At 56.5% G+C, this 21,073-nt stretch carries 19 protein-coding genes and 1 pseudogene; 18 read left to right on the plus strand and 2 right to left on the minus strand.

Features of this window, described 5'->3' with window-relative positions:
* The first annotated feature begins 106 nt into the window (after nucleotides 1-106).
* From sicA to ACW9JC_RS12205, 5 genes and pseudogenes are all read left to right on the plus strand, one after another.
* Nucleotides 107-598, plus strand: a pseudogene (sicA, locus tag ACW9JC_RS12185) (type III secretion system translocator chaperone SicA).
* A complete protein-coding gene (gene sctE, locus ACW9JC_RS12190; protein ID WP_457455148.1) occupies nucleotides 591-2,360 on the plus strand; it encodes a type III secretion system translocon subunit SctE in 1,770 nt (589 codons plus the stop codon). The pseudogene sicA and the gene sctE overlap by 8 nt, the downstream one beginning before the upstream one ends.
* A 25-nt stretch (nucleotides 2,361-2,385) precedes the next feature.
* A complete protein-coding gene (locus ACW9JC_RS12195) occupies nucleotides 2,386-3,483 on the plus strand; it encodes a cell invasion protein (RefSeq protein WP_457455149.1) in 1,098 nt (365 codons plus the stop codon).
* 14 nt (nucleotides 3,484-3,497) lie between these two features.
* Nucleotides 3,498-4,580, plus strand: coding sequence for an IpaD/SipD/SspD family type III secretion system needle tip protein (locus ACW9JC_RS12200; protein ID WP_457455150.1), 1,083 nt, complete (start codon nucleotides 3,498-3,500; stop codon nucleotides 4,578-4,580).
* 91 nt (nucleotides 4,581-4,671) lie between these two features.
* Entirely contained in the window at nucleotides 4,672-4,932 is a 261-nt protein-coding gene (locus ACW9JC_RS12205; protein ID WP_457455151.1) for an acyl carrier protein, read from the plus strand.
* A 114-nt stretch (nucleotides 4,933-5,046) separates the two neighbouring features.
* On the opposite strand, the gene ACW9JC_RS12210 is transcribed toward ACW9JC_RS12205, so the two are convergent.
* Nucleotides 5,047-6,207, minus strand: a complete 1,161-nt coding sequence (locus ACW9JC_RS12210) for a hypothetical protein (RefSeq protein WP_457455152.1) — start codon at nucleotides 6,205-6,207, stop codon at nucleotides 5,047-5,049.
* Nucleotides 6,208-6,685: 478 nt separating this feature from the next.
* On the opposite strand from ACW9JC_RS12210, the gene ACW9JC_RS12215 reads away from it, so the two are divergent.
* The 11 genes from ACW9JC_RS12215 to ACW9JC_RS12265 all read left to right on the plus strand — a co-directional run bounded on the left by ACW9JC_RS12215 (nucleotide 6,686) and on the right by ACW9JC_RS12265 (nucleotide 15,240).
* Nucleotides 6,686-8,002, plus strand: a complete 1,317-nt coding sequence (locus ACW9JC_RS12215) for a winged helix-turn-helix domain-containing protein (protein WP_457455153.1) — start codon at nucleotides 6,686-6,688, stop codon at nucleotides 8,000-8,002.
* Entirely contained in the window at nucleotides 7,999-8,448 is a 450-nt protein-coding gene (locus ACW9JC_RS12220; RefSeq protein ID WP_457455154.1) for a transglycosylase SLT domain-containing protein, read from the plus strand. The genes ACW9JC_RS12215 and ACW9JC_RS12220 overlap by 4 nt, the downstream gene beginning before the upstream one ends.
* Nucleotides 8,449-8,579: 131 nt before the next feature.
* Complete coding sequence (locus ACW9JC_RS12225) at nucleotides 8,580-9,755, plus strand: PrgH/EprH family type III secretion apparatus protein (protein WP_457455155.1); 1,176 nt, start codon at nucleotides 8,580-8,582, stop codon at nucleotides 9,753-9,755.
* Between the two features lie 7 nt (nucleotides 9,756-9,762).
* Nucleotides 9,763-10,023 carry a type III secretion system needle filament subunit SctF gene (gene sctF / locus ACW9JC_RS12230; protein WP_338585571.1) on the plus strand — a complete coding sequence of 87 codons (261 nt, stop codon included), beginning with the start codon at nucleotides 9,763-9,765 and terminating at the stop codon, nucleotides 10,021-10,023.
* Nucleotides 10,024-10,079: 56 nt separating this feature from the next.
* Entirely contained in the window at nucleotides 10,080-10,388 is a 309-nt protein-coding gene (sctI, locus tag ACW9JC_RS12235) for a type III secretion system inner rod subunit SctI (protein WP_457455156.1), read from the plus strand.
* Nucleotides 10,385-11,107 carry an EscJ/YscJ/HrcJ family type III secretion inner membrane ring protein gene (locus ACW9JC_RS12240; RefSeq protein ID WP_457455157.1) on the plus strand — a complete coding sequence of 241 codons (723 nt, stop codon included), beginning with the start codon at nucleotides 10,385-10,387 and terminating at the stop codon, nucleotides 11,105-11,107. Before sctI ends, ACW9JC_RS12240 begins: the two co-directional genes overlap by 4 nt.
* Nucleotides 11,094-11,660 (plus strand): secretion system protein, encoded by a 567-nt coding sequence (locus tag ACW9JC_RS12245; RefSeq protein WP_457455158.1) that lies wholly within the window; start codon nucleotides 11,094-11,096, stop codon nucleotides 11,658-11,660. The genes ACW9JC_RS12240 and ACW9JC_RS12245 overlap by 14 nt, the downstream gene beginning before the upstream one ends.
* Nucleotides 11,632-12,351: an oxygen-regulated invasion protein OrgB gene (locus ACW9JC_RS12250; protein ID WP_457455159.1), complete on the plus strand. Its 720-nt coding sequence runs from the start codon at nucleotides 11,632-11,634 to the stop codon at nucleotides 12,349-12,351. The genes ACW9JC_RS12245 and ACW9JC_RS12250 overlap by 29 nt, the downstream gene beginning before the upstream one ends.
* On the plus strand, nucleotides 12,341-12,778 hold the full coding sequence (locus ACW9JC_RS12255; RefSeq protein ID WP_457455160.1) for a hypothetical protein: 438 nt from the start codon (nucleotides 12,341-12,343) through the stop codon (nucleotides 12,776-12,778). Before ACW9JC_RS12250 ends, ACW9JC_RS12255 begins: the two co-directional genes overlap by 11 nt.
* A gap of 47 nt (nucleotides 12,779-12,825) precedes the next feature.
* Entirely contained in the window at nucleotides 12,826-14,136 is a 1,311-nt protein-coding gene (locus ACW9JC_RS12260; protein WP_457455161.1) for a hypothetical protein, read from the plus strand.
* A gap of 84 nt (nucleotides 14,137-14,220) precedes the next feature.
* Entirely contained in the window at nucleotides 14,221-15,240 is a 1,020-nt protein-coding gene (locus tag ACW9JC_RS12265) for a quinone-dependent dihydroorotate dehydrogenase (protein ID WP_338585579.1), read from the plus strand.
* A 235-nt stretch (nucleotides 15,241-15,475) separates the two neighbouring features.
* Here the strand turns inward: ACW9JC_RS12265 and rmf are convergent, their stop codons facing one another.
* Complete coding sequence (rmf, locus tag ACW9JC_RS12270) at nucleotides 15,476-15,691, minus strand: ribosome modulation factor (RefSeq protein ID WP_003223300.1); 216 nt, start codon at nucleotides 15,689-15,691, stop codon at nucleotides 15,476-15,478.
* Between the two features lie 530 nt (nucleotides 15,692-16,221).
* Here rmf and rlmKL point away from each other — a divergent pair.
* Both rlmKL and ACW9JC_RS12280 read left to right on the plus strand, forming a co-directional pair.
* Entirely contained in the window at nucleotides 16,222-18,492 is a 2,271-nt protein-coding gene (gene rlmKL / locus ACW9JC_RS12275; protein WP_338585580.1) for a bifunctional 23S rRNA (guanine(2069)-N(7))-methyltransferase RlmK/23S rRNA (guanine(2445)-N(2))-methyltransferase RlmL, read from the plus strand.
* A gap of 143 nt (nucleotides 18,493-18,635) precedes the next feature.
* Nucleotides 18,636-21,035: a sensor domain-containing diguanylate cyclase gene (locus ACW9JC_RS12280; protein ID WP_457455162.1), complete on the plus strand. Its 2,400-nt coding sequence runs from the start codon at nucleotides 18,636-18,638 to the stop codon at nucleotides 21,033-21,035.
* The last annotated feature ends 38 nt before the right edge of the window (nucleotides 21,036-21,073 follow it).

Consider the following 21,073-nt stretch of genomic DNA (forward strand, 5'->3'; position numbering starts at 1 on the left):
CTCTTTCCTCCGAACGTTGGCATGAGCGCAATTTGGCAGCGTGCTCAGCAGCGCTTTGGCTCAATGCAGTCGTCAGCAGCGCTGACGTTTTTCAGGAGTGTGGCTGATGAGTCGCGACAAACAACAAGCTGAACAAGTGGCCCTCGACGTCGTGGATGCAGTGCTCGGTGGCGCGGCATTGAAAGACGTGCAAGGCATCAGTGACGAACACATGAACAGTCTCTATGCCTTCGCGTTCCAGTTTTACGAGCAGGGGCGGCTGGACGATGCCGAGAAGTTCTTTCACTTCCTGTGCATCTACGACTTCAACAACAGCCATTACTGGATGGGGTTGGCCGCCGTGCACCAACTCAAGCAGAACCACCAGAAAGCGATCGACCTGTACGCGATCGCCTTCGCCTAAGGCAAGAACGACTACCGGCCGATGTTGTACACCGGCCAGTGTCACCTGGCGCTGGGCAAGATCGGCAAAGCCAGATTGTGTTTCGAATATGTGCTTGATCAAGCCACGGAAGACGATCTGCACAAGCAGGCTCAGGTGTATCTCGACACCTTGAGTCACATTGAAAAGGATTGTTCGGAGACAGAACATGAGTGAAATCAGAAGCACCCTTAGCCCGGCATTTTCGGGCGCAACAGGTCGCAACGAGGCCTTTGAAAAATATGGCAAGGCTGCCAGCCAGGCTGCCAGGACGTTGGATTATCAGAAGGCTGGCCAAGAAGCCTTAGCCCGTCTGATGTCGGTCAGCTACGAAGGCCAGCAAGGAGCAGCCACTGCCAATTCGGGCAGGCCCGTACTGCACGCGCCACCTCCACGCGTCGATGGCAACAAACAGGAAACCAACGGTGACTTGTTCACGCTGTTGATGGCGATGATCAGTGAGCTGCTCGGCGAGGTCGACGTCAACAAGCTGAAAAATCGCCTGGCGATGTTGCAAAGCATGGCCGGCGCAAAGCAGCAGGGGCATGAAAAACTGGCGGCCGAATACGCCGCTGCCGTCGAGGCACTTGAAGCTGCCGAGGGCGACATCGGCAGCAGCCAGGAACATCTCGATCAGTTGCAGGAACGGGTTCGGCATGTTCAGGGATTGCTGGATGCGAGCGAAGCACGGCTGGCCGGGCTGGATCCAGACTCACCTGAATATGCCAGTGAACTGGCGCTGCGCGACAAGCTTAAAGGTGAGCTCGCGGGCCACACCCAAGCGCTGCAAAAGGCGACCGATGCCCACCTGAAACTGATCGAGATCGCCAATGCCAGCGCCAGAACCCTGGCCATTGTTGCCGGGAAAGTGCAGGAGGCCGGCCTTGGCGGTTCCTCCATCAAGGAGTCGAATGAGAAAGCGCTGAGTAGCGCCGCATTGGCGCTGCTGAATCGACTGAAGCTCATCGAGCTATTGGGTGATGCCGCACAGAACAAGGAAGAGATCAATCAAGAGCTGTTCCTTGAGCTGCAAGCCAAGCTTCAGGAACACATGAAGCACGAGTCGGAAAAGTACCTGGAGGAAGTACGCAAGGCTGAGGCGTTGCAGAAGACCATGGGCTGCATTGGCAAAATCGTCGGCGCGATATTGACCGTTGCGACGATCGCTGCCGGCGTGTTGACCGCCAACCCAGTGCTGATCGCGGTGGGTGTGATTGGCGCAGCGATCATGATTTCCGACGCTGCGGTTCAGTCAGCGACCGGTGTGTCGTTCATGGCCGAAGCCATGAAGCCGCTGACCGCTGTGATGCAGGAAGCCATCAAGCTGTTCACCGAGCTCTATACAAAATTGCTGGTGGCATTTGGTGTCGACCCAGAGACCGCGAAGGACATCGCACAAATCGCCGGCATGATCCAGGGCATTGCCGCAACACTGGCTGCCGTTGCATTGGTGGCTGTGGTCGGGGCCCAGGTGATCGGGCCAATGGTCGGCGCCATCGCCTCGAAACTGTCTTCGATGATCGCCAATGTTGCGCCCGCCGCCATGCAGGCGTTTAAACAGGTGGCTTCATCGGCAGGCAACTCACTGACGCAGATGCTGACCCAGTTGCGTGGCTTCATCACCAATGGCGCCGATGCCGTGTCCATGGCGCGTTACGGAGCCAATCTGCAGATTGCTCAGGCCGTCACCGAGTTCGGAAATGTGGCCGTGCAGGGCGGATTGCAGGTTGCCAGCGGCAATCATCAGGCCCAGGCCGCCGTGCACCTGGCTGACGTGCGGGTGCGCATGGCGATCAGCGAAGAAATCACCGCTTATCTCACCCGGCTGGTCGAAGACTACGGCCAGGCAATGCAGGTACGTACCCGACAAATCGAACAGGTCTTTGCCGACATGCAGCGTAGCCATTCCGTCAGCCTGCAAATGGCCCGGCACGTTTGAACTCACTGATTGAAGGAAATTTGTCATGTCCACCATTCACACCACGATCAGGCCTGTTCCAAACGTATCGACTCACGATCCGGTCAGCGATGCAGGCCTGAGCGAGTTGATCGCTCAGGAGCAATTTTCAAAGGATCTCAAAGGCAAGCGATTTCCTGGTTTGGCAACTGATCAACTCGACGCAAAGCAAGTACTACGGGGCAACAACTTCACATTCCCTACGGCTGCAGAACTCAAGCGTGATATTGACGCCTACCAGCCCAGTGACGCGGACTGGCAAGATTTCGATGCGGCTTTGATGATGCTCCCCGATGAAGTGCGCGAGGATCTGATGTTCGACCCTGGTGCCTGGGAAAAACATGCCAATGTACTGATCTCTGCGATTATTGCGTTGAGCGTCGCCCGGGTCGTCAACGCTCAGTTGCGCGGGCATTTCGGTGTCATGGCCGCCGAGGCGGCCAAAGCCCAGGGCGCAGCCATTATCGAGTCCGGCGATGCGGCTTTCTACAGTGCGGTTACCGCTGCCGTGGTGTCTGGAGCAATCGCCGGGTTCGCCATGTTCAAGGCGCTCCAAGGTCTGGGGCTCAAACATGCGGATATCAACCTGCATAAACGCAACGCTCTCGACGCCAACAATATTGAGCGTGACCTCAAGCAACATCGCTCTAGCGATGAATGGGACCCGCAAACCTCTTACAAAATAAAAACCTTCGATGATTTCGGCCGCACGACATCCGTCGATTTCAAACCCAAGGGTTCAACCTTGACGCCTCAAGAGCAGGCGTGGTTCGACGGGGAAATCCTCAAGGCGCAGAAGGTCGGGCAAAACTCCGACTGGCTGAGCCAGATAGGCAGCAAGGGCATTGAGAAAAAACTGGAAATCGGTCGTTTCCTCAGCTCTATGTCGATGAACTTGAGTCAGGTCGTATCCAACCTGGTTCGCATGACCGAACACGCTGCGCGGGAGAAAGAAGTCCTGCAGCAAAGTGCACAAAATACCCAGAAGAGTTTGAGTGATGAAGTCGGCCAGAAAGACTCGGCCGATGCTGCACTCCTGCAAAAAATCATGGACATCGTGATGCAGCTTTTCCAGTCGCGTGCTGATGTCATGGGCAGAGTTTGAGTGAGGAAAACAATATGAGAATTACAGAATTATCAACTCCGGGAAACAGTTTGCTGGCTGACCTCAATGTCACTATTGATGTGCCGCTGCCTCCCGAAATGCCTGTCGAGGTTCATGCCGGGTTTTCCCTTGCGCAGTTGCTCGAACGCTCGGTGAAGGCGCTGAATCGTAATCTGGAAAATATGCTGAAGTGTCCGGCGGGAGTTCCCAAAGGGCTCGAAGGCGCGTCAGCGGAAACGCTGGCGATGTCTTTCAGTTCGGCCGAGTTCGCCGAACACATCCAGGCCAAACGCATCCGATGGGAGATGTGGGCGCAGCAGGTAAAACAGTGTGGGAAGGTTTTTATCCATTGTTCCAACACGCTGCCAATGGAGCAACGTCAGCAACTTCTCGATGAGCAAAATCGTATTTTCGGCGGACTGCTAGGAAAGTCGTTGCCGAATGAGATCGCTGATGAATTCGACGTGAGAGTGAAATCTTCAAACGAATTTTTCGACAAATTGCTCGAACTCATTGACCTGATCAAGAACGGTTACCTGGCTGGCTATGAACATATCATTGCGGCCTATTCGGAGTTCTTTTCCGACTTCAATACCGAAATTCTCGCGAAAATGAAGGACTACATCGTCGGCGGGAACGACGGTAAAGAGGTCACACTGATTGCAGGTGAATTGAAAGGTCTGTTGAGGACCCTGCTCACGAAGTACTCTCCCCCAAACCCTGCCGCCATACTTTTTCCAGAACCCGGCAAGGGGGGCGCCAGCAGGGAAGAGGCCGAGAACTGGCGCAAAGCATTGGGGCTGCCCGAAAGTTGTCTCCATCAAAATGCCGATGGCACTTATTGCGTAATCATTGATACGGGGCCGCTGGCGACAATGATAAAAGAGCTGCCAGAAGGAATGGTTGTGTGGGACACCGCCCGATTCCAGGCCTGGCAAACCGGCTTCAACGCCCAGGAAGAGCGCATGAAAAACATGTTGCAGTCCTTCACGCAGAAGTATTCGAACGCCAATTCTTATCACGACAACTTTAATAAGACGTTGTCTTCTCATCTGAATCAATACGCAGATATGTTGAAGGCGATGTTGAATTTTTGATTTTGGCGTTGGGGTTTGTTGTTTTTATAGTGTTTTTGATGCGTGGCAATAGACTTGTCAGTCTATTGTTGCGCTTTTTAAGAGATAAGTTATGTCAGGGGTGAAGAGGGTGGCGTTGGACGTTGAGTTAGAAGCAGCTACAGTGCTGTCTGAGTATTTGTCTGTACGTCATGGGAGAATTGAAAGTAGCTCAAGGCTAGTTGAAGATTTATACCTCGACTCTATCGGGATTGTGGAAGTGGTGATGATGTTTAACGAGAGGTTTAGTGTCGAGCTGCCAGAGTCCGAAATAGTAGAGTGGGAAACAGTGAAGGATATTTATATGTCTATCAAGGGAGTGCTGGAAAATTAAAATTTAATGCTTCTTGCTATGTTGAGTGACTGTTTAATTAGCTTACACCCTTTGGATGTGGATGTAAGCTAAATGTTGGTTCCTTTGCTCGGCGGCGTGAATTAATGTTTGTTTTTAAGTGAGATTAAGGATGTTGGGGTTTTTTACTTTTGATTTGTCCGGGATCACACGAATAGAATCGTTTTCGTTCACAAGTGTATACAACGCGCCGTCGTGTCTTTGTAAGATTAAATCGTTTATTGAACGACCGCTATCTAAGGTCGTAATGATGTCAGATAAATTAAATGAACGGTCCTGATTGAGTGGGTGGTCCGCCACATTAACGCGAACGTGAAGATGCAATGTTGCTGTCACGTCAGCAGGAGGGAAATGGAAGTATAGTTGAACTTTTTCTTTGCTACTGTCTACGTCATAAACTTCGGATAGGTGAGCGAGTACATGCTCTTTTAGACTTTCCAACATAGGGACATCGCTCGCATCCAAGTCAAGAATAGATGCAAGGTACTTTACGTTGGTTTGTGCGGCTATGTCGGACAAGGTGCGGGTGTTGTCATTGCGATTTGCTTTTATGTTTCTGTCATCAATGTTTGAGATGTCATCAATTTTTTCAATTAGAGATAGATTTTGATTTGGATGTATTGCGTATGCCCCTAAGCATATACCATCTCTTCGATCCTTTAGTGTTGACGAAGTTTCGGTCAGTGAGTTTAAGTCAATATAAGGAGCGTTGGGGAAAATTAAGTAGCCATTGGAGTGAGTGTCCATGGGTGGGAGATAGGAAAAGTACTCAGGATGATTTTTGAAGATTTCAAGATCTTTTCCAGGTTTTAAGTCAAGAATATCCCTTAGGAAACTCGTTACGCCAGTTAATTCGTGATAGGTATTCCGTAATGCATCCAAGCTTTTTTCATCTACCATCAATTTTGTGCATTCGGTGACTTGATATTTCGTTGTGGCTCGTCCTTCGTGAAACCTGAACTGTCCATACGCATCACCACTTTTGGGGTCCGATATATACAAACCGGTATCCAGGTTGAAGTTTCCTTCTCGATCTTTATGTGCAAATATTATTGGCTTGTCGTCGGTGCGAGCTTTTTGCAACTCGTCAGGGCGTATGTCAATTCCATATTTGTCAAGTGTTCGACATAGCTCTCGAGAAGAGTTGGATGCGAACGCTATTTTTTTTTCGAAAGAATTGAGTGTTTGCTTTGCTGAGATGGTTTCTATGTCTGATGGCTTGATTTCTGTGAGCCGTCGGGAATTTGTGATGTGCATTGAATTCTCAGAATTGGTTTTTAGGAAAAGTGGTCGTAATTGAAGTGTTGGTTTTTGGAGTGCGGTCGTGAATATGGGGCTTTATAGGAGTTAATATTGATTGAGTTTTTTGGGAGGGGTTGATTTACATATTTGTTAGTTGCATTGGCTGCGCCGCTGTCAAAGACTCATCTGTATCCTCCAGTTTGGTTAAAGGGTTTTGTATGGTGTTTTTGAACGTGGGTTTGCGCTAGCAGAAAACGCTCTTTTGCCGGGTTGATCTTAATGGTGTTAGATATTATTAACGCGGTTTAAGTGTCAATGCTCCCCAATATTTAGGGACTACATACTGTGTCGTAATTTCATACATCAATAGAATTAATAGTCCTACGGAATCCCCCCACTCAACTTCCTATAGTCACGCAGCTTGTCATCTCGAGCCTAACCACCCTCTGGCTCGATTGCGTTTCAGCACCTTTCTATAGAGAAGTCTCAAAGTATGGACAGTGCCACTGATCAATCGCCGGTCAGGTCATACGTTTTTGACCACTGGCAACTGCAAAGCGATGGAACGCTGATGCGAGATGGACAGGGAGTCCACGTTCCCCCAAAAGAATTAAGTGTTTTACGTTTGCTGCTCGGTTCGGCGGGCACGGTGATCAGCAAGGACCATTTGCTCGAAAGTGTCTGGCCCGAAGCCGATGCGGCGGAAGAGTCGTTGACCCGCTGCATTTATGCGTTGCGCAAGCTGCTCAAGGAGAACAAGGATTTCATAGCGACGGTGTACGGTCAGGGATATCGGTTCACCTGTGCGGTTGTCGAACTCGACACGCCGAACCACGCGAGGACCGCGACGCTAACGCTGGCCGTTCTGCCTTTTCGCAATCTCGACGAGAGCGCTGCGCTGGATCTGCAAGATGTGATGATCCGTCAGTTGACTGCGGCGTTCGGCGAGACGTTGCACATCATCCCTTCGGGACTGATGGCGGCTTACAGTCAACCGGTCGATGTTCGGACCCTGGTGGGGCAATTGTCGGCTGACTACTGGCTGAGCGGGCGCTGCTGCGGATCGGGTGAGCGACAACGATGGTCGGTCGAACTGATCCGTGGCCGTGATCACGCGCTGCTGCATGGTCAGACGCTGGACGCCGGAGATGTGGGAGAGGCGCTTGGCGCGTTGACGAGCCTGGTTGCGCAGCGTGCTCCCGGCTTGCGTCCTGTCAGGAACTCCTGCTCTTCGTACCCGGCTGCGGTGGCTTATCTCAATGGTCTGTGCAATTTGCAGCAGCACACGCCGCAAAGCCTGCGCGATGCCCTTGTGCAGTTTCGACATTGTTTGCAGTTGGCCGGTAATTACGCAGCGGCCTGGTGTGGTTTGGCGGATGCCTGGCTGGGGAAGGCCATGCTCGGTTTGTGCGAGCAGGGTCGTGCCGCTGATGAGGCGCACTCTGCGATTTCCAGAGCCTTGTCACTGGACCCCGCCAGCACACAGTCGCTTGTACGTCTCGCCTTGTTGACCAGTCTTCGTGGCTGCGAGGACGCCGCAAAAGTGCTTTTTCGACGTTGTCTACTGGACGCTGAACAGGCCGATGTTCATTTCTTCTACGCCTGGCATCACTGGTTCTGGCGACGCAACGAGCAGGCGGCGCAAAGTCTCGAAAGGTGTTTGCGCCATGACCCCGACTGTGTGCGAGCGAAGATATTCCAGGACCGCATTGCGCTGAACAACTCCGGGGATGTCGTGCTGATGGGGCGACAAACCTTGCAAGGTGCAGAGAAGACGCCTGTGCTTGATCGTTGGCGATGTCTGGCATGAGTTGGTGCGCTTTCAAACCGATACTCATGTTGGCGTGTCTTGGCTCCGGAACCGCTAACGCGTACTGCTGGCATTCGGCAGGCGCGAAACATGCCATTGAACCGGAGTTGCTCCAGGCGATCGCCGATGTGGAGTCAGGGCAGTCGGCGGATGCCATGAACTACAACAAGGACGGGAGTCATGACATCGGGTTGATGCAGATCAACAGTCATCATCTACCCCGTTTAAGCGCTCAGGGCATTACCGAGCAGCGCCTGCTGGATGAACCCTGCCTGTCCGTCGAAGTCGGCGCGTCGGTGCTTGCCGATTTTATCGCCCGTTACGGCTACAACTGGACGGCGGTGGGTGCCTACAACGCCGGCAATTCTCCCCACCGGCAAGCCGCGCGATTGCGCTATGCGCGCAAAGTCTGGCAGCGCTATCAGGTGTTTACCCAGACTCGATAGTGGCAGCGACATGGAAAGACTGGCTGAAGATTCTGATCCTCTGCTGAGCGCAATCGGCAGAATTCGATCAGGAATCCGCCAGTCGGTCTTTCTAACATGCCCGCTCATTTCACAACCCTGGAACTTGAACGGTGACAGTCCCGACGGCCCCCACCCTGCAGCCCTGCGTTTTACGGATACTCAATGGTCCGCTGCAAGGCTGCGAATTCCCCCTCGGCGAGACCAGCACTTTGTTCGTGGTAGGGACTGTGGATTTTCTGGGGGAAGGGGCGCTGACTGCCAGTGTTCCTGCCGATGCGATTTTCGTTCCCCTGGAAGTGGGTGGTTGCAATTTTGAGGTGCTGGCCGATCAAGTCAGCGCCGAAGGCTTGCCACTGCGGCTACTCAACGAGTCAGCTGAAATCCGCCACTGTGCCTTCCAGGCCAGGGTGCAGATTGGCGGCCTGCAAATCGCCTTGCGTCCTGAAGACCAATCCTGGGCACCTGAGCTTCTTGGGCAGACACACAGTGTTTCATCCGACGAAGTCGCCGTTGTGTGGTGGCGTGCTCCTGTGACTCGATGGATCGCAGGCGGTCTGGCGCTGGCTGCGCTGGTCGTCGCGGTTGGCTTCTGGTCGGTGCCGGGAGTGGCACCTGAAACCGATATTCGCAGACTGATCGCCGGTGCCAGCGCCGAGGCCAAGGTGTTGAGCGGTCGTGACAAGGCGATTTATGTGTTCGTCGCTTCCGAACGCGATGCGGGATGGAGCCGACAAGTGCTGATGCGCCACAACTCGCTGAGCGGCAAAGTCCTGGTCGTGGACCAGGAGCGCAGCCGGCTGGAGCGTTTGCTGGTCGACCATGATCCGCAACTGGCCTGGCATTCCCTGGATCTCAAGGATCCTTCAGTACCGCGCCTTTTGCTCAGCACTCAACGCAATCTGCTGACACCCGACAAACAAGCAAAATTGCTCGAAGCACTGCTCGCGGCTGCGCCCTATGCCCATGACATTGCGGTGCAAATGCAGGACGACAATCTGCTGGCGGATCTGGCGCAGGAAGGTTTGCAGCGCCTTTCCCTGACCTTCAGCCGCGTTGAACACGAGGACAGCGTCACGTTTGCCGTTGCAGGCAATCTGCAGGATTCCGAACTGGCCGCTGCTCGCCGCTACATCGACAGCTTTTACCGGCAGTGGGGTGATCGCTACGTCAGCTTCACTGTCGAGCTCAAGGACGATGTGCTTAACGACAAGTCGTTTCAAACCGGCCCGCAGGGCTACATCAAGATGACCTCTTCGTCTTGGCACTTTCCCCCAAATAATAGGTAGGTGACTGATGTCTGGTATTGGTATTCCCATCGACTTCGCTGATGACTTTCTCGGGCGTCAAGCAGCTGGGTTCGAAACCGGGGCGCAAAATCTCAAGATAGCCTTGGATAAGGCCCTTGAGGAACTCAAATTGGATGCATCTGATCCGACAAAGCTGGCGGCCTATCAGACGGCCTTTTCGTCCTACACCGTGTTCCGTAACGCCCAGACCAACACGATCAAGGGCTTCAAGGACATCGACATGGCGATCATCCAGGCTGCTCGCTGAGCCTTTCTTCTTGGCCGGCCATCGGTACGTTCGATGGCCTTTTTTGAGTGTGTCGAATGCCTGTACAAAATATTCTCCAGCCCTTCATTGAACAGACTTCTTTCACTGAGCTGCGTGGCTCGCAAGACGGTCCGGTTGTTTCACTTGAGTCGCGCTTGATCGAAGCGTTTGCCAATTCCGCGGTCAACAGTGAGCAGGACGTTTCAGCGATCAATCAGCTGATGCAACGTCCGGATATCACCAGTCCTGAAGTGTTGACCCGTTTGCAGGAGCAAGTGGGGCAATACAACGTGGACATCAACTTGCTCAACGTGCTGGTGCGCAAAGCGGTGGGCACGGCCGAAACCCTGCTGCGTGCGTCATGAAGGCAGGCGCGTTGCTGATATTTTTGTGCGTGACGTTGATGGGTTGCCGACAACCGAATCTGCTCGAAGGGCTGGACCAGCAACAGGCCAATGAAGTGCTTTCGGTTCTGCAACGCAACAACATCGCGGCGGTGAAAGTCGACGCCGGCAAAACCGGCTATTCGGTAAAAATCGCTCAGGTCGATTTTTCTGCGGCGGTCGATTTGCTCAACCTCTATTCGTTGCCCTCCAGGCCACGTCTGCAAGTGGCCGAGATGTTTCCCGCCGACTCGCTGGTGGCCTCGCCCCGCGCTGAAAAAGCCCGGCTCTATTCGGCACTGGAGCAGCGGATCGAACAGTCGCTGGGTGTGCTCGAAGGTGTGGTTTCAGCGCGGGTTCATGTCAGCTACGACCTGGATGCCGGCGAAGGCGGACGCAAGTCACCGCCCATTCACCTCTCGGCGGTGGCGATCCATGAGCGCGACATCGAACCGCAATTGCTGATCACCGACATCAAGCGTTTTCTCAAGAACAGTTTTGCGGCGGTCGAGTACGAGAACATTTCGGTGGTGCTGTCGAAACGTTCGCCGACACAGCATGTCGCGCCATCCGTGGTCCCAGCGCAGGGTCCTTCGCAGTGGATGTGGTTGTTGGTCGCGGTGAGCGGAGTGTTGTTGGCCGGTGGCGCAGCCTGGGCCTATCGCCAGTCGAGTGCAGGGCAACGCGATGTCGCCCGCTGAATGTTTACAGGGGATTCTCGAAAACCCTCTGAGTTATCTGCACCCGCAGCGCTTGTCCGTACCGGCGGAATTCGATGGGTACGAGGCACGAAGGCTGCTTGAGCAAATGCTGCTTGAGGGACTTGAGCTGCAAGGTCCGTGGCCTGCGACACCGTTGACAGGCGTGGCGAGTCAATGGGTTCGCCATTGGCGACAACTGCCCTATATCGCAAGACTGATGGGCGCTTATCGCTTGATGCCCGATCTGGCACAGGGCGCGACGCTGTTATGCCTGCCACTACCGTTGCGGCGATTCGCCGGTTATCGCGTGGGTGGGAGAAGCGGCCCGCCGATCGAGTGTTCACCTGTTTCCATGGAGCAGGTCGAAGCCGCCGGCCTCAATGCGCTCTGGAGTTGGCACCAGCAAGTGCCGCCGGTGTTACTCGAGCGCCTGACCTTGCAATTCTCCGAACCGGTTGTTCGCCAGCACAGGCAATGGCCGGTCACAGAGCCCGATACAGCTCTTTTCTTTTTGGCGGTGCAGCATGCTCGACTCTATCCGAACCCTGACTGAAATCCCCGAGTCGAGCGATGCACATCTGCCTCGCGAGGACATTGCCGCCGCGCGTCGACGTCACACGTTGCAGCGACAGGCTCAGCGTTGGGCTCGTGATTGCATCGACCAGGCCCGGTGTGACGCCGAAGCGGTTCGTGCCCAGGCCTTTCAGCAAGGCTACGCCGAAGGCATCTTGCGCGCGACCGAACATCTGGCGAACGGCATGTTGGAGTCTCAGGCGCTGGGGCTGCAGTTGCGCAGGGACCTTGTGCAGGCCGCTCACGGTTTGCTGGCCGAGGCCTTGAGTCGTCCCGAATGGCTGGATGAAATGCTTGAGCGTTGGTTGGCGACGCAATCGGTTGATTCGGGTGCGGTGCTGCAAGTGCTGCTCCCGCTGCATTGTCGGTCGCGTGGCAATGACCTGCGCGAGCGATTGCGCAACCTGTGGTCCGGCGAGCTGGTCCTCGACTATCACGCGCAAGAGCGCTATGTGGTCCGGCTCGCGGATCAACTGCTCGAATTCGATATTGAAACCAATCGGCAACGACTGGAGCCACGGCTGCTTGCGTGCGTCGCGAATATGCCGAAGTCGGTTCGCACTCTGAACCAGTCTGCAGTGCAGGCGCTGATGGATCTGTGTTCGACCTTCGGCGTACGCGTTGCCGGTCCCATTCAAACTACCCCGATCAAGGACCGTGATGAAGATTGAACCGGTGACAGGTACTCACCCTTTTGAATCGGGAGAGAGCGCGGTGGTCGAGACGCTGGAGTCGCGCCTGCTGGCCGCCAGCGAGCAAGCGCCTGACAACAAGCGTCCGGACCCGGAGTTCGAGCACTTGTACCAATTACTGTTGGCCATGGAGGGGCAAGGAGAAAAGGCAATTTATGATTTTCTCCGGTCGATGCGCGCTGCGGATGGAACCTCTCCCGCTTATCCAACGGCCCAGGCGCTGATGGCCGTGTCCCTTAAGGTGCTAGTCCGCCTGAAAGAAGAGAAGCTGGAAGACTCGCAGCTCTTCAAGGAAATGCGCGGTGTCAACGGCCTGGCCTTCAGCGTGGATATCTTCGTCAAGAGCTTCATGCGTGATGTGTTTCAGCCGATGGAGGATGAGGCGTGGGAGAAGAGTGAGTGGTGAGCGGAATCAGTGCACTTTCCGTTAGCCACTCAACAGCAGGTGCATCGATGCCGCGTGACGCCTCGGTATCGCTTGATCCTTCAGTGCTGGACTTATCGTCGAAGTTTCAAGTAGCCGAGCTTGGAACGCCACAGCGAATCGCTGCGGTTATGAAGCAAATCGATCGTAAAGTGACGATTCATATCGAGGCAAGTTATCGGGAACTTGGTGAGATAGACCAAGACGTGGTGGGGCGGGTCAACGCATTCATTGATCAAGGGCAATTACCCCGGGAACCTGTCGATTTAAAGTTGTTTGACCGGGTCCGGGAGTTAGATGCCGCAGATCCCGCCAAAACCCGTGAAAGCCGCATGCAAACCATGCTTCAGGCAGGCAAGGAGTGGCTTGAAGCCGCCAAAGGGCCTGGGCTCAATCTGCTCAATGTCGCCGGGCGTACGGGGTTGATTGTTGCCATGACCACCGTGTTGCGGCAGATGGTCAGCTACCACGTCGAACAAGCATTGCGCGAAGGCGATTCAAGTGAGGCATCCCGAGTATGGGCGGTGGTTGCGACGACCATGATCGGGCCGGCATTGACCTTGATGGGGGCGATTCGAAATGAGCGCGACGGGACTGCCAGTCCTGCGTCGCGCCTGGGGCGAGTGTGCATGGCCGGCATTACGATGGGCGCACTCATTGCAGCGCATCTCACTGGCGCCGCCAGTACCTTGCTCCCGACGGCGATTGGCGGCTCTATCTATACGCTGGCCAGAGGACTGGCCAATGCTGTCATTCCTTTGCAAGACAATGCGGAGGCCACAAACGTCAAGGCCGCCGGCGCTACGACTGCGGCCTATGGTGCGGCCCAGTTTTTACTGGCGGAGCTGGGTCAACTCGCACCGCTGAGCGGCCCGGCCAGGGCTGCGACGGGACTCGGTTACAGCCTGGGTGCAGATGCGATCCAGGGTGCGGTGAATGGATTTGCCATGGCCCTGGACGACGTCATCTCGATTCTTTGCAAAAGTTGGCACGTGTTGTCGCCGTCACCGGGGCTGGATTCCGTTTTTTCCGACCCTGAATCTTTGCAACAAAGGGTTTTGCAAGTACGTGCCGGTGTACTGCGACCGAACCGAACCCAATTGGCGGATGCACTTTTCAATATTGGCGCACTACGTCTCTCGGCGGGTCATGCCATTGCATTGGTGGTGGGGGCGGTAGCGGCTTTGCTGAATGATTCCGAGGTCGACGCCGGGTATGAGGGGCACATCCTGAACGGCTGTCTCGCGCTGATGGCAATGATTATTTACTTGCCGCTGGTGTTCGGCATTACCAAACGCACCGACAACCTATACGTGCTACAGGAGACTGCCGGGCCTTGAACCACGGCAAAGAGATCGCCTGCCAACATCAACCCCGGCTATAATCGCCGCCTCATTTCGCCGCCAATCGAGTCAAATCCGCCCATGTACACCCTGGCCCGTCAGCTGTTGTTCAAACTTTCCCCGGAAACTTCCCACGATCTGTCCCTGGACCTGATCGGCGCGGGCGGACGTCTGGGGCTCAACGGCTTGCTGTGCAAGGCGCCGGCAAAAGTGCCGGTGAATGTCATGGGCCTGGACTTTCCGAACCCGGTGGGTCTGGCGGCTGGCCTGGACAAGAATGGCGCGGCCATCGACGGCTTTGCGCAGTTGGGTTTCGGTTTTGTCGAAATCGGCACCATCACTCCGCGTCCGCAGCCGGGCAATCCGAAGCCGCGCCTGTTCCGTCTGCCGGAAGCCGAGGCGATCATCAATCGCATGGGCTTCAACAACCTCGGCGTCGATCACCTGCTGGCTCGCGTCGCAGCGGCCAAGTACAAGGGCGTGCTGGGCATCAACATCGGCAAGAATTTCGATACGCCAGTCGAGCGTGCGGTCGACGATTACCTGATCTGCCTGGACAAGGTCTACGCCCATGCCAGCTACATCACGGTCAACGTCAGCTCGCCGAACACGCCGGGCCTGCGCAGCCTGCAATTCGGCGATTCGCTCAAGCAACTGCTGGCCGACCTGGCCACACGCCGTGCGGAACTGGCGCTGCGTCACGGCAAACACGTGCCGCTGGCGATCAAGATCGCTCCGGACATGACCGACGAAGAAACCGCGCAGGTTGCGCAAGCGTTGATCGAAACCGGCATGGACGCGGTCATCGCCACCAACACCACCCTGAGCCGCGTGGGCGTCGAAGGCATGGAGCATGGTGACGAGGCGGGCGGTCTGTCCGGCGCACCGGTTCGCGACAAGAGCACCAACACCGTGAAAGTGCTGGCGGCGGAGCTGGGCGGTCGCCTGCCGATCATCGCGGCGGGTGGCATCACAGAAGGCAGGCATGCGGCGGAGAAGATCACCGCCGGTGCGAGCCTGGTGCAGATCTATTCCGGCTTCATCTACAAAGGCCCGGCGCTGATCCGTGAGTCGGTAGACGCGATCGCAGCCCTGCGCTGACGTTTCTTTTGTAGGAGCTGCCGAAGGCTGCGATCTTTTGATCTTGTCTTTTACAAAAGCAAAATCAAAAGATCGAAGCCTTCGGCAGCTCCTACAGGGTAATAGTGTTTTTTACCGGCATAAAAAAGGGCTCCTTTAAAGGAGCCCCTGGGCCGGAGCCCGCCGTCCGGATGGGACGTGCGTGGTTAATTCAGTACAAAATCAGATTGTCGTGTCGGAGTGTTGTGCCCTGTGTTTAGCCGACGGCGTGAAGTTCGTTGAGTCTGTGGATTCCCGCAGTGCCGGTCATACCGTCCCAGTTGTCGCCGCGTCCTTCTCGCCAGCCGTTAATCCAGGCTTGACGTACCGACGGTAGAGTAAATGGGCAAAGCTCACGGGATTTGCCACCAACGCCATATTGATATCCGCGCAAAAATGCTCTTTCCAACGGATCACGCTTAAGTCTTCTCATAGGGTGTTGCCCTCACTTGTTGACTGTATTTATCGCGTCGACCTCAATCGAGGTCAGGCAGAAAAACTCTGCCGTTGGGGGCTCGTTGCCGGCGTGACGAGCCAAGGTGTTGGCGTCATTGCGGCGCCAACCTGTATTGAGTTCTAACCAATGCGTCACATCGAGGGAATGATCGTTTTGTCATAAAGAAGTAACTGTTCATATGCTAAGGCCATAAGTAACTGGATGTTCGCTGCGTATTTTTTAGACAAACCCCGGTATGATCGGCCCCGCGTTGGATGATCGGGTTAATCCTTTGCTGAGAATGGCTCCCGTTGCCGGGAAGCACTATTCGACGAAGGGTCGACTTATGTCATTTTGTTGCATCAACTTTTTTATCTGTCCTTGCATCTAAGCTCATTTAACCCGGGCAGCAGGGGTGGAACGGCACACCTTCGTGCCACGCGGGCGCTCTTCGAGAAAAGCGCCTGATTGAAAACCGGGCCGGCAATGCGTTGCCGGTCCACTCAGCCAAAGGCTCTGAAATCCTCATGTCCGATCGTTTCGAACTCTTCCTCACTTGCCCAAAAGGCCTTGAAGGCCTGCTCATCGAGGAAGCCGTCGGGCTTGGCCTTGAGGAAGCACGTGAGCACACTTCTGCCGTGCGCGGCATGGCCACCATGGAAACCGCTTATCGCCTGTGCCTGTGGTCGCGTCTGGCCAACCGGGTGCTGCTGGTGCTCAAGCGTTTCCCGATGAAAGACGCCGAAGACCTCTATCACGGCGTACTCGACATCGAGTGGCAAGACCACATGCTCAACGACGGCACCCTGGCCGTCGAATTCAGCGGTCACGGCTCCGGCATCGACAACACTCACTTCGGTGCCTTGAAGGTCAAGGACGCCATCGTCGACAAACTGCGCACCCCGCAGGGCGACCGTCCGTCGATCGACAAGCTCAACCCGGACCTGCGCATTCACCTGCGTCTGGACCGTGGCGAAGCGATCCTCTCTCTCGATCTGTCCGGCCACAGCCTGCACCAGCGCGGTTATCGCCTGCAGCAAGGTGCGGCGCCGCTGAAGGAAAACCTCGCGGCCGCCATCCTGATCCGCTCCGGCTGGCCGCGCATTGCAGCCGAAGGCGGCGCGCTGGCTGACCCGATGTGCGGTGTCGGTACGTTCCTCGTCGAAGCAGCAATGATCGCCGCCGATATGGCGCCAAACCTGCGTCGCGAGCAGTGGGGCTTCACCGCCTGGCTTGGTCACGTACCGGCGCTGTGGAAAAAGCTTCACGAAGAAGCCTCCGAGCGCGCCGCTGCCGGTCTGGCCAAGCCGCCGCTGTGGATTCGCGGTTACGAAGCCGACCCACGCCTGATTCAACCGGGCCGCAACAACGTCGAGCGTGCCGGCCTGAGCGAGTGGATCAAGATCTACCAGGGCGAAGTCGCGACGTTCGAGCCACGTCCGGACCAGAACCAGAAGGGCCTGGTGATCTGCAACCCTCCGTACGGCGAGCGTCTGGGTGACGAGGCGAGCCTGCTCTATCTCTACCAGAACCTCGGCGAGCGTCTGCGTCAGGCCTGCCTGAACTGGGAAGCGGCGGTGTTCACCGGCGCGCCGGACCTGGGCAAGCGCATGGGCATCCGCAGCCACAAGCAGTATTCGTTCTGGAACGGTGCGTTGCCGTGCAAGCTGTTGCTGATCAAGGTGCTGCCGGATCAATTCGTCACTGGCGAACGTCGCACCCCGGAACAGCGTCAGGCCGAGCGCGAGCAAGCAGCTTACGATGAGGCGCCGAGCGAACCGCAAGAACGCCAGTACAACAAGAACGGCAACCCGATCAAACCGGCTCCAGCACCGGCCCCGGTGATCGAGCAGCCGCGCCTGAGCGAGGGCGGGCAGATGTTTGCCAACCGCCTGCAAAAGAACCTCAAGGCCATGGGCAAGTGGGTCAAGCGTGAAGGCATCGATTGCTACCGCGTCTACGATGCCGACATGCCGGAATACTCCATGGCCATCGACCTGTATCACGATTGGGTCCACGTCCAGGAATACGCCGCGCCGAAATCCATCGATCCGGAAAAAGCCTCGGCGCGTATGTTCGATGCCCTGGCGGCAATCCCGCAGGCGTTGAACATCGACAAGAGCCGCGTGGTGGTCAAGCGCCGCGAGCGTCAGAGCGGCACCAAGCAGTACGAGCGTCAGGCTGCGCAGGGCAAGTTCGTTGAGGTCAATGAAGGCGGGATCAAGCTGCTGGTGAACCTCACCGACTACCTCGACACCGGTCTGTTCCTCGACCACCGGCCAATGCGCATGCGGATTCAGAAAGAGGCGGCCGGCAAGCGCTTCCTCAACCTGTTCTGCTACACCGCCACCGCCAGTGTGCACGCGGCCAAGGGCGGCGCGCGCAGTACCACCAGCGTCGACTTGTCGAAAACTTATCTGGACTGGGCGCGGCGCAACCTGTCGCTGAACGGTTTCTCCGACAAGAACCGTCTGGAGCAGGGCGACGTGATGGCCTGGCTCGAAGCCAGCCGCGACGAGTACGAACTGATCTTCATCGACCCGCCGACCTTCTCCAACTCCAAGCGCATGGAAGGGGTTTTCGACGTGCAGCGTGATCAGGTGCAATTGATCGACCTGGCCATGGCACGCCTGGCACCGGGTGGCGTTTTGTACTTCTCCAACAACTTCCGCAAGTTCGATCTGGAGCCAAATCTCAGCGAGCGTTATGCGGTCGAAGAGATCAGCGCACAGACCATCGATCCGGATTTTGCCCGTAATCCCAAGATCCACCGCGCCTGGAAAATCACGGCTCGTTGACACCTGATGTGATTGGATCCACAGAGCCTTGATTTTTAAGGCGCTGTGGATCTGCTCAGTGCTGGTCAAATTAGTGGCTAATAGCTATAACTCAACTCAGGGCCAAAGGGCTTTCCCGCACCTGGCGTTTTGAGTTGGGTTTTATGTCGTTGCACGCCGTGCGCCCAAAGATCCTGGGTTTTATCAGTGAAGATGTCTCGGCCTGGCTGGTCGCGCTCCTGGTTTTGCTCGTCGGTGGCATTCTCACGGGATTGTTGGCGTGGTCGACGCTTAATCTGTTTCACCATCAATTGCGGCAACGTTTTCAACTGCTGGCCAGTGAGCGTTACAGCCGTATCGAAGAACGTTTCGAAGATCAGGAGCAGCGCCTCGATGGCTTGCGCCGGTTCTTTGCCAATTCCGATTCGGTCTCCCGAGAGGAATTCAACGGTTACACCCAGCCTCTGTTGCACCGAACCCAGGCGTATTCGTTCGCCGAACGGGTGAGTCGCGACGAGCGCGCAGCGTTCGAGCGCCGCGTGCGGGAAGAGGGCTTGAGTGACTTTAGCCTGCGCGAACTCAATGCCGACGGTCAGCTGCAATTGGCCGCAGAACGGGATGAGTACGTGGTGGTGCTGTACAGCCAGACGCAAAGCAAACTCGGCTCTCCGCTGGGCTACGATTTGCTGGCGCAACCGTTGCGGCGCGCGACCCTGGAACGGGCCGACCAGCATGGGCGCATGGCGGTATCGCAACCGATGCACCTGGTCAGTATTGAACCGGCGTATGCGCGGGGCGTACTGCTGGTCGCGCCGGTGATGCTGCGCAATCAACCGGAAACGTCGACGAGCAAACCATTTGGCTACGTCATGGCCGTGATCAGCATGCGACAGTTGTTGGCCGACGGATTGCCGGAGGCGGGCCGGGATTATCTCTCGGTGCGTATCCTCGACCTGTCCATCGATGACCAGCATGAAGTCCTGTTTGAATCACCGAATCCGCCTGCCGTCAGCGAACTGTCCGCGACCCGGCTGTTGCGCCTGGCGGACCACGAGTATCAAGTCGACATCCAGCCCAGTGAAGCTTTCCTGCAGGCCAACCATTCCTCGGTGACCACATTGGTCGTACTCGGTGGTTTGCTCAGTGTGCTGCTCAGTGCCTTGCTCTACGTGCTGGTCAGTCAGCGGCAGCGCGCACTGAAAATGGTTGAGCAACGGACCGAAGAACTGCGCGCCCGCGAACTGGAACTACGCGGCACCCACGGCCAATTACGCGGCGTGCTGAATGCCGCGACCCAAGTGGCGATCATCGCCACGGATCTGCGAGGGGTGATCAGCACCTTCAATGCCGGCGCCGAGCAGATGCTCGGATATACCAACGCCGAGGTTGTGGGGCACATGACCCTGGAGAATCTGCACCTGCCCCGGGAGCTCGCGGCACGCTCGACGGAGTTGAGCGCACGTTTCGGCAAGCCGGTCCCGACCTGTCACGCGATGTTGGTCGAAGGTAGCGTGGGTGGCGGTCATGAGGCGCGGGAGTGGACGCTGGTGCGAGGCGATGGCAGCCATTTGAGCGTGAACATGCTGGCCACACCGGTACTCGACGAGCAAGGCCTGTGGGTCGGGCACCTGGCGGTGTGCATCGACATCACCGAGCGCAAACGCGTGCATGAAGCCTTGGCGGCGCGGGACCTGTTGTTGAAGAAACTCAGCGCCCATGTCCCCGGTGGCATCTATCAATTCAAGATGGAATTCGACGGTCGCTTCAGCGTCATCTATGCCAGCGACGGCATTCGCGAAATCTACGAACTCGAACCCGACGTGCTGCTGCTCAACGCCGAGGCGATCTTCACGCGGATTCATCCCCAGGACACCACGCGCGTTCGCGCTTCGATCCGCGATTCGGCGGATACCCTCGGCCATTGGCGCGAAGAGTACCGCGTGCAGTTGCCGCAACGTGGCCTGCGCTGGGTCCGTGGCGAGGCGACGCCGGAAGAACTGCCGGGCGGTGGTGTGCTGTGGCATGGCTACATTTCGGACATCACCGACATGAAGCGGGTGGAAGAAGAACTGCGTGCGCTGTCGGTCACCGATTCGCTGACCGGCATCCATAACCGCCGCTATTTCCAGGAGCGTCTGACCACCGAGATGGCCCGGGTGGAGCGTGGTGGCGGCGAACTGTCGGTGATCATGCTCGACATCGACCACTTCAAACGCATCAATGACCAACACGGCCATGCCGTCGGCGATCGGGTGTTGCAGGTGGTATGCGAGCGCATTGGCCATCGGTTGCGGCGCACGGATGTGTTCTGTCGGCTGGGCGGTGAGGAATTCATGGTGCTGTGCCCGGACATCGACGGCGAACAGGCTTATGTGCTGGCGCTGGAGTTGTGGCAAGGCTTGCGCAGCTCACCGATCGACGAGGTCGGCGTCGTGACCGCGAGTTTCGGGATTGCCAGTTGGCGAGTCGGCGAGGGCGCGGATGCGCTGCTGCTGAGAGCGGACTCGGGGGTGTATGCGGCGAAGCAGGAGGGACGGGATCGGGTGCAGGGCGAGACGAATTAAAAAGATCGCAGCCTTCGGCAGCTCCTACAGGGCTATGT

The sequence above is a fragment of the Pseudomonas sp. SDO5591_S426 genome, assembly GCF_054070755.1.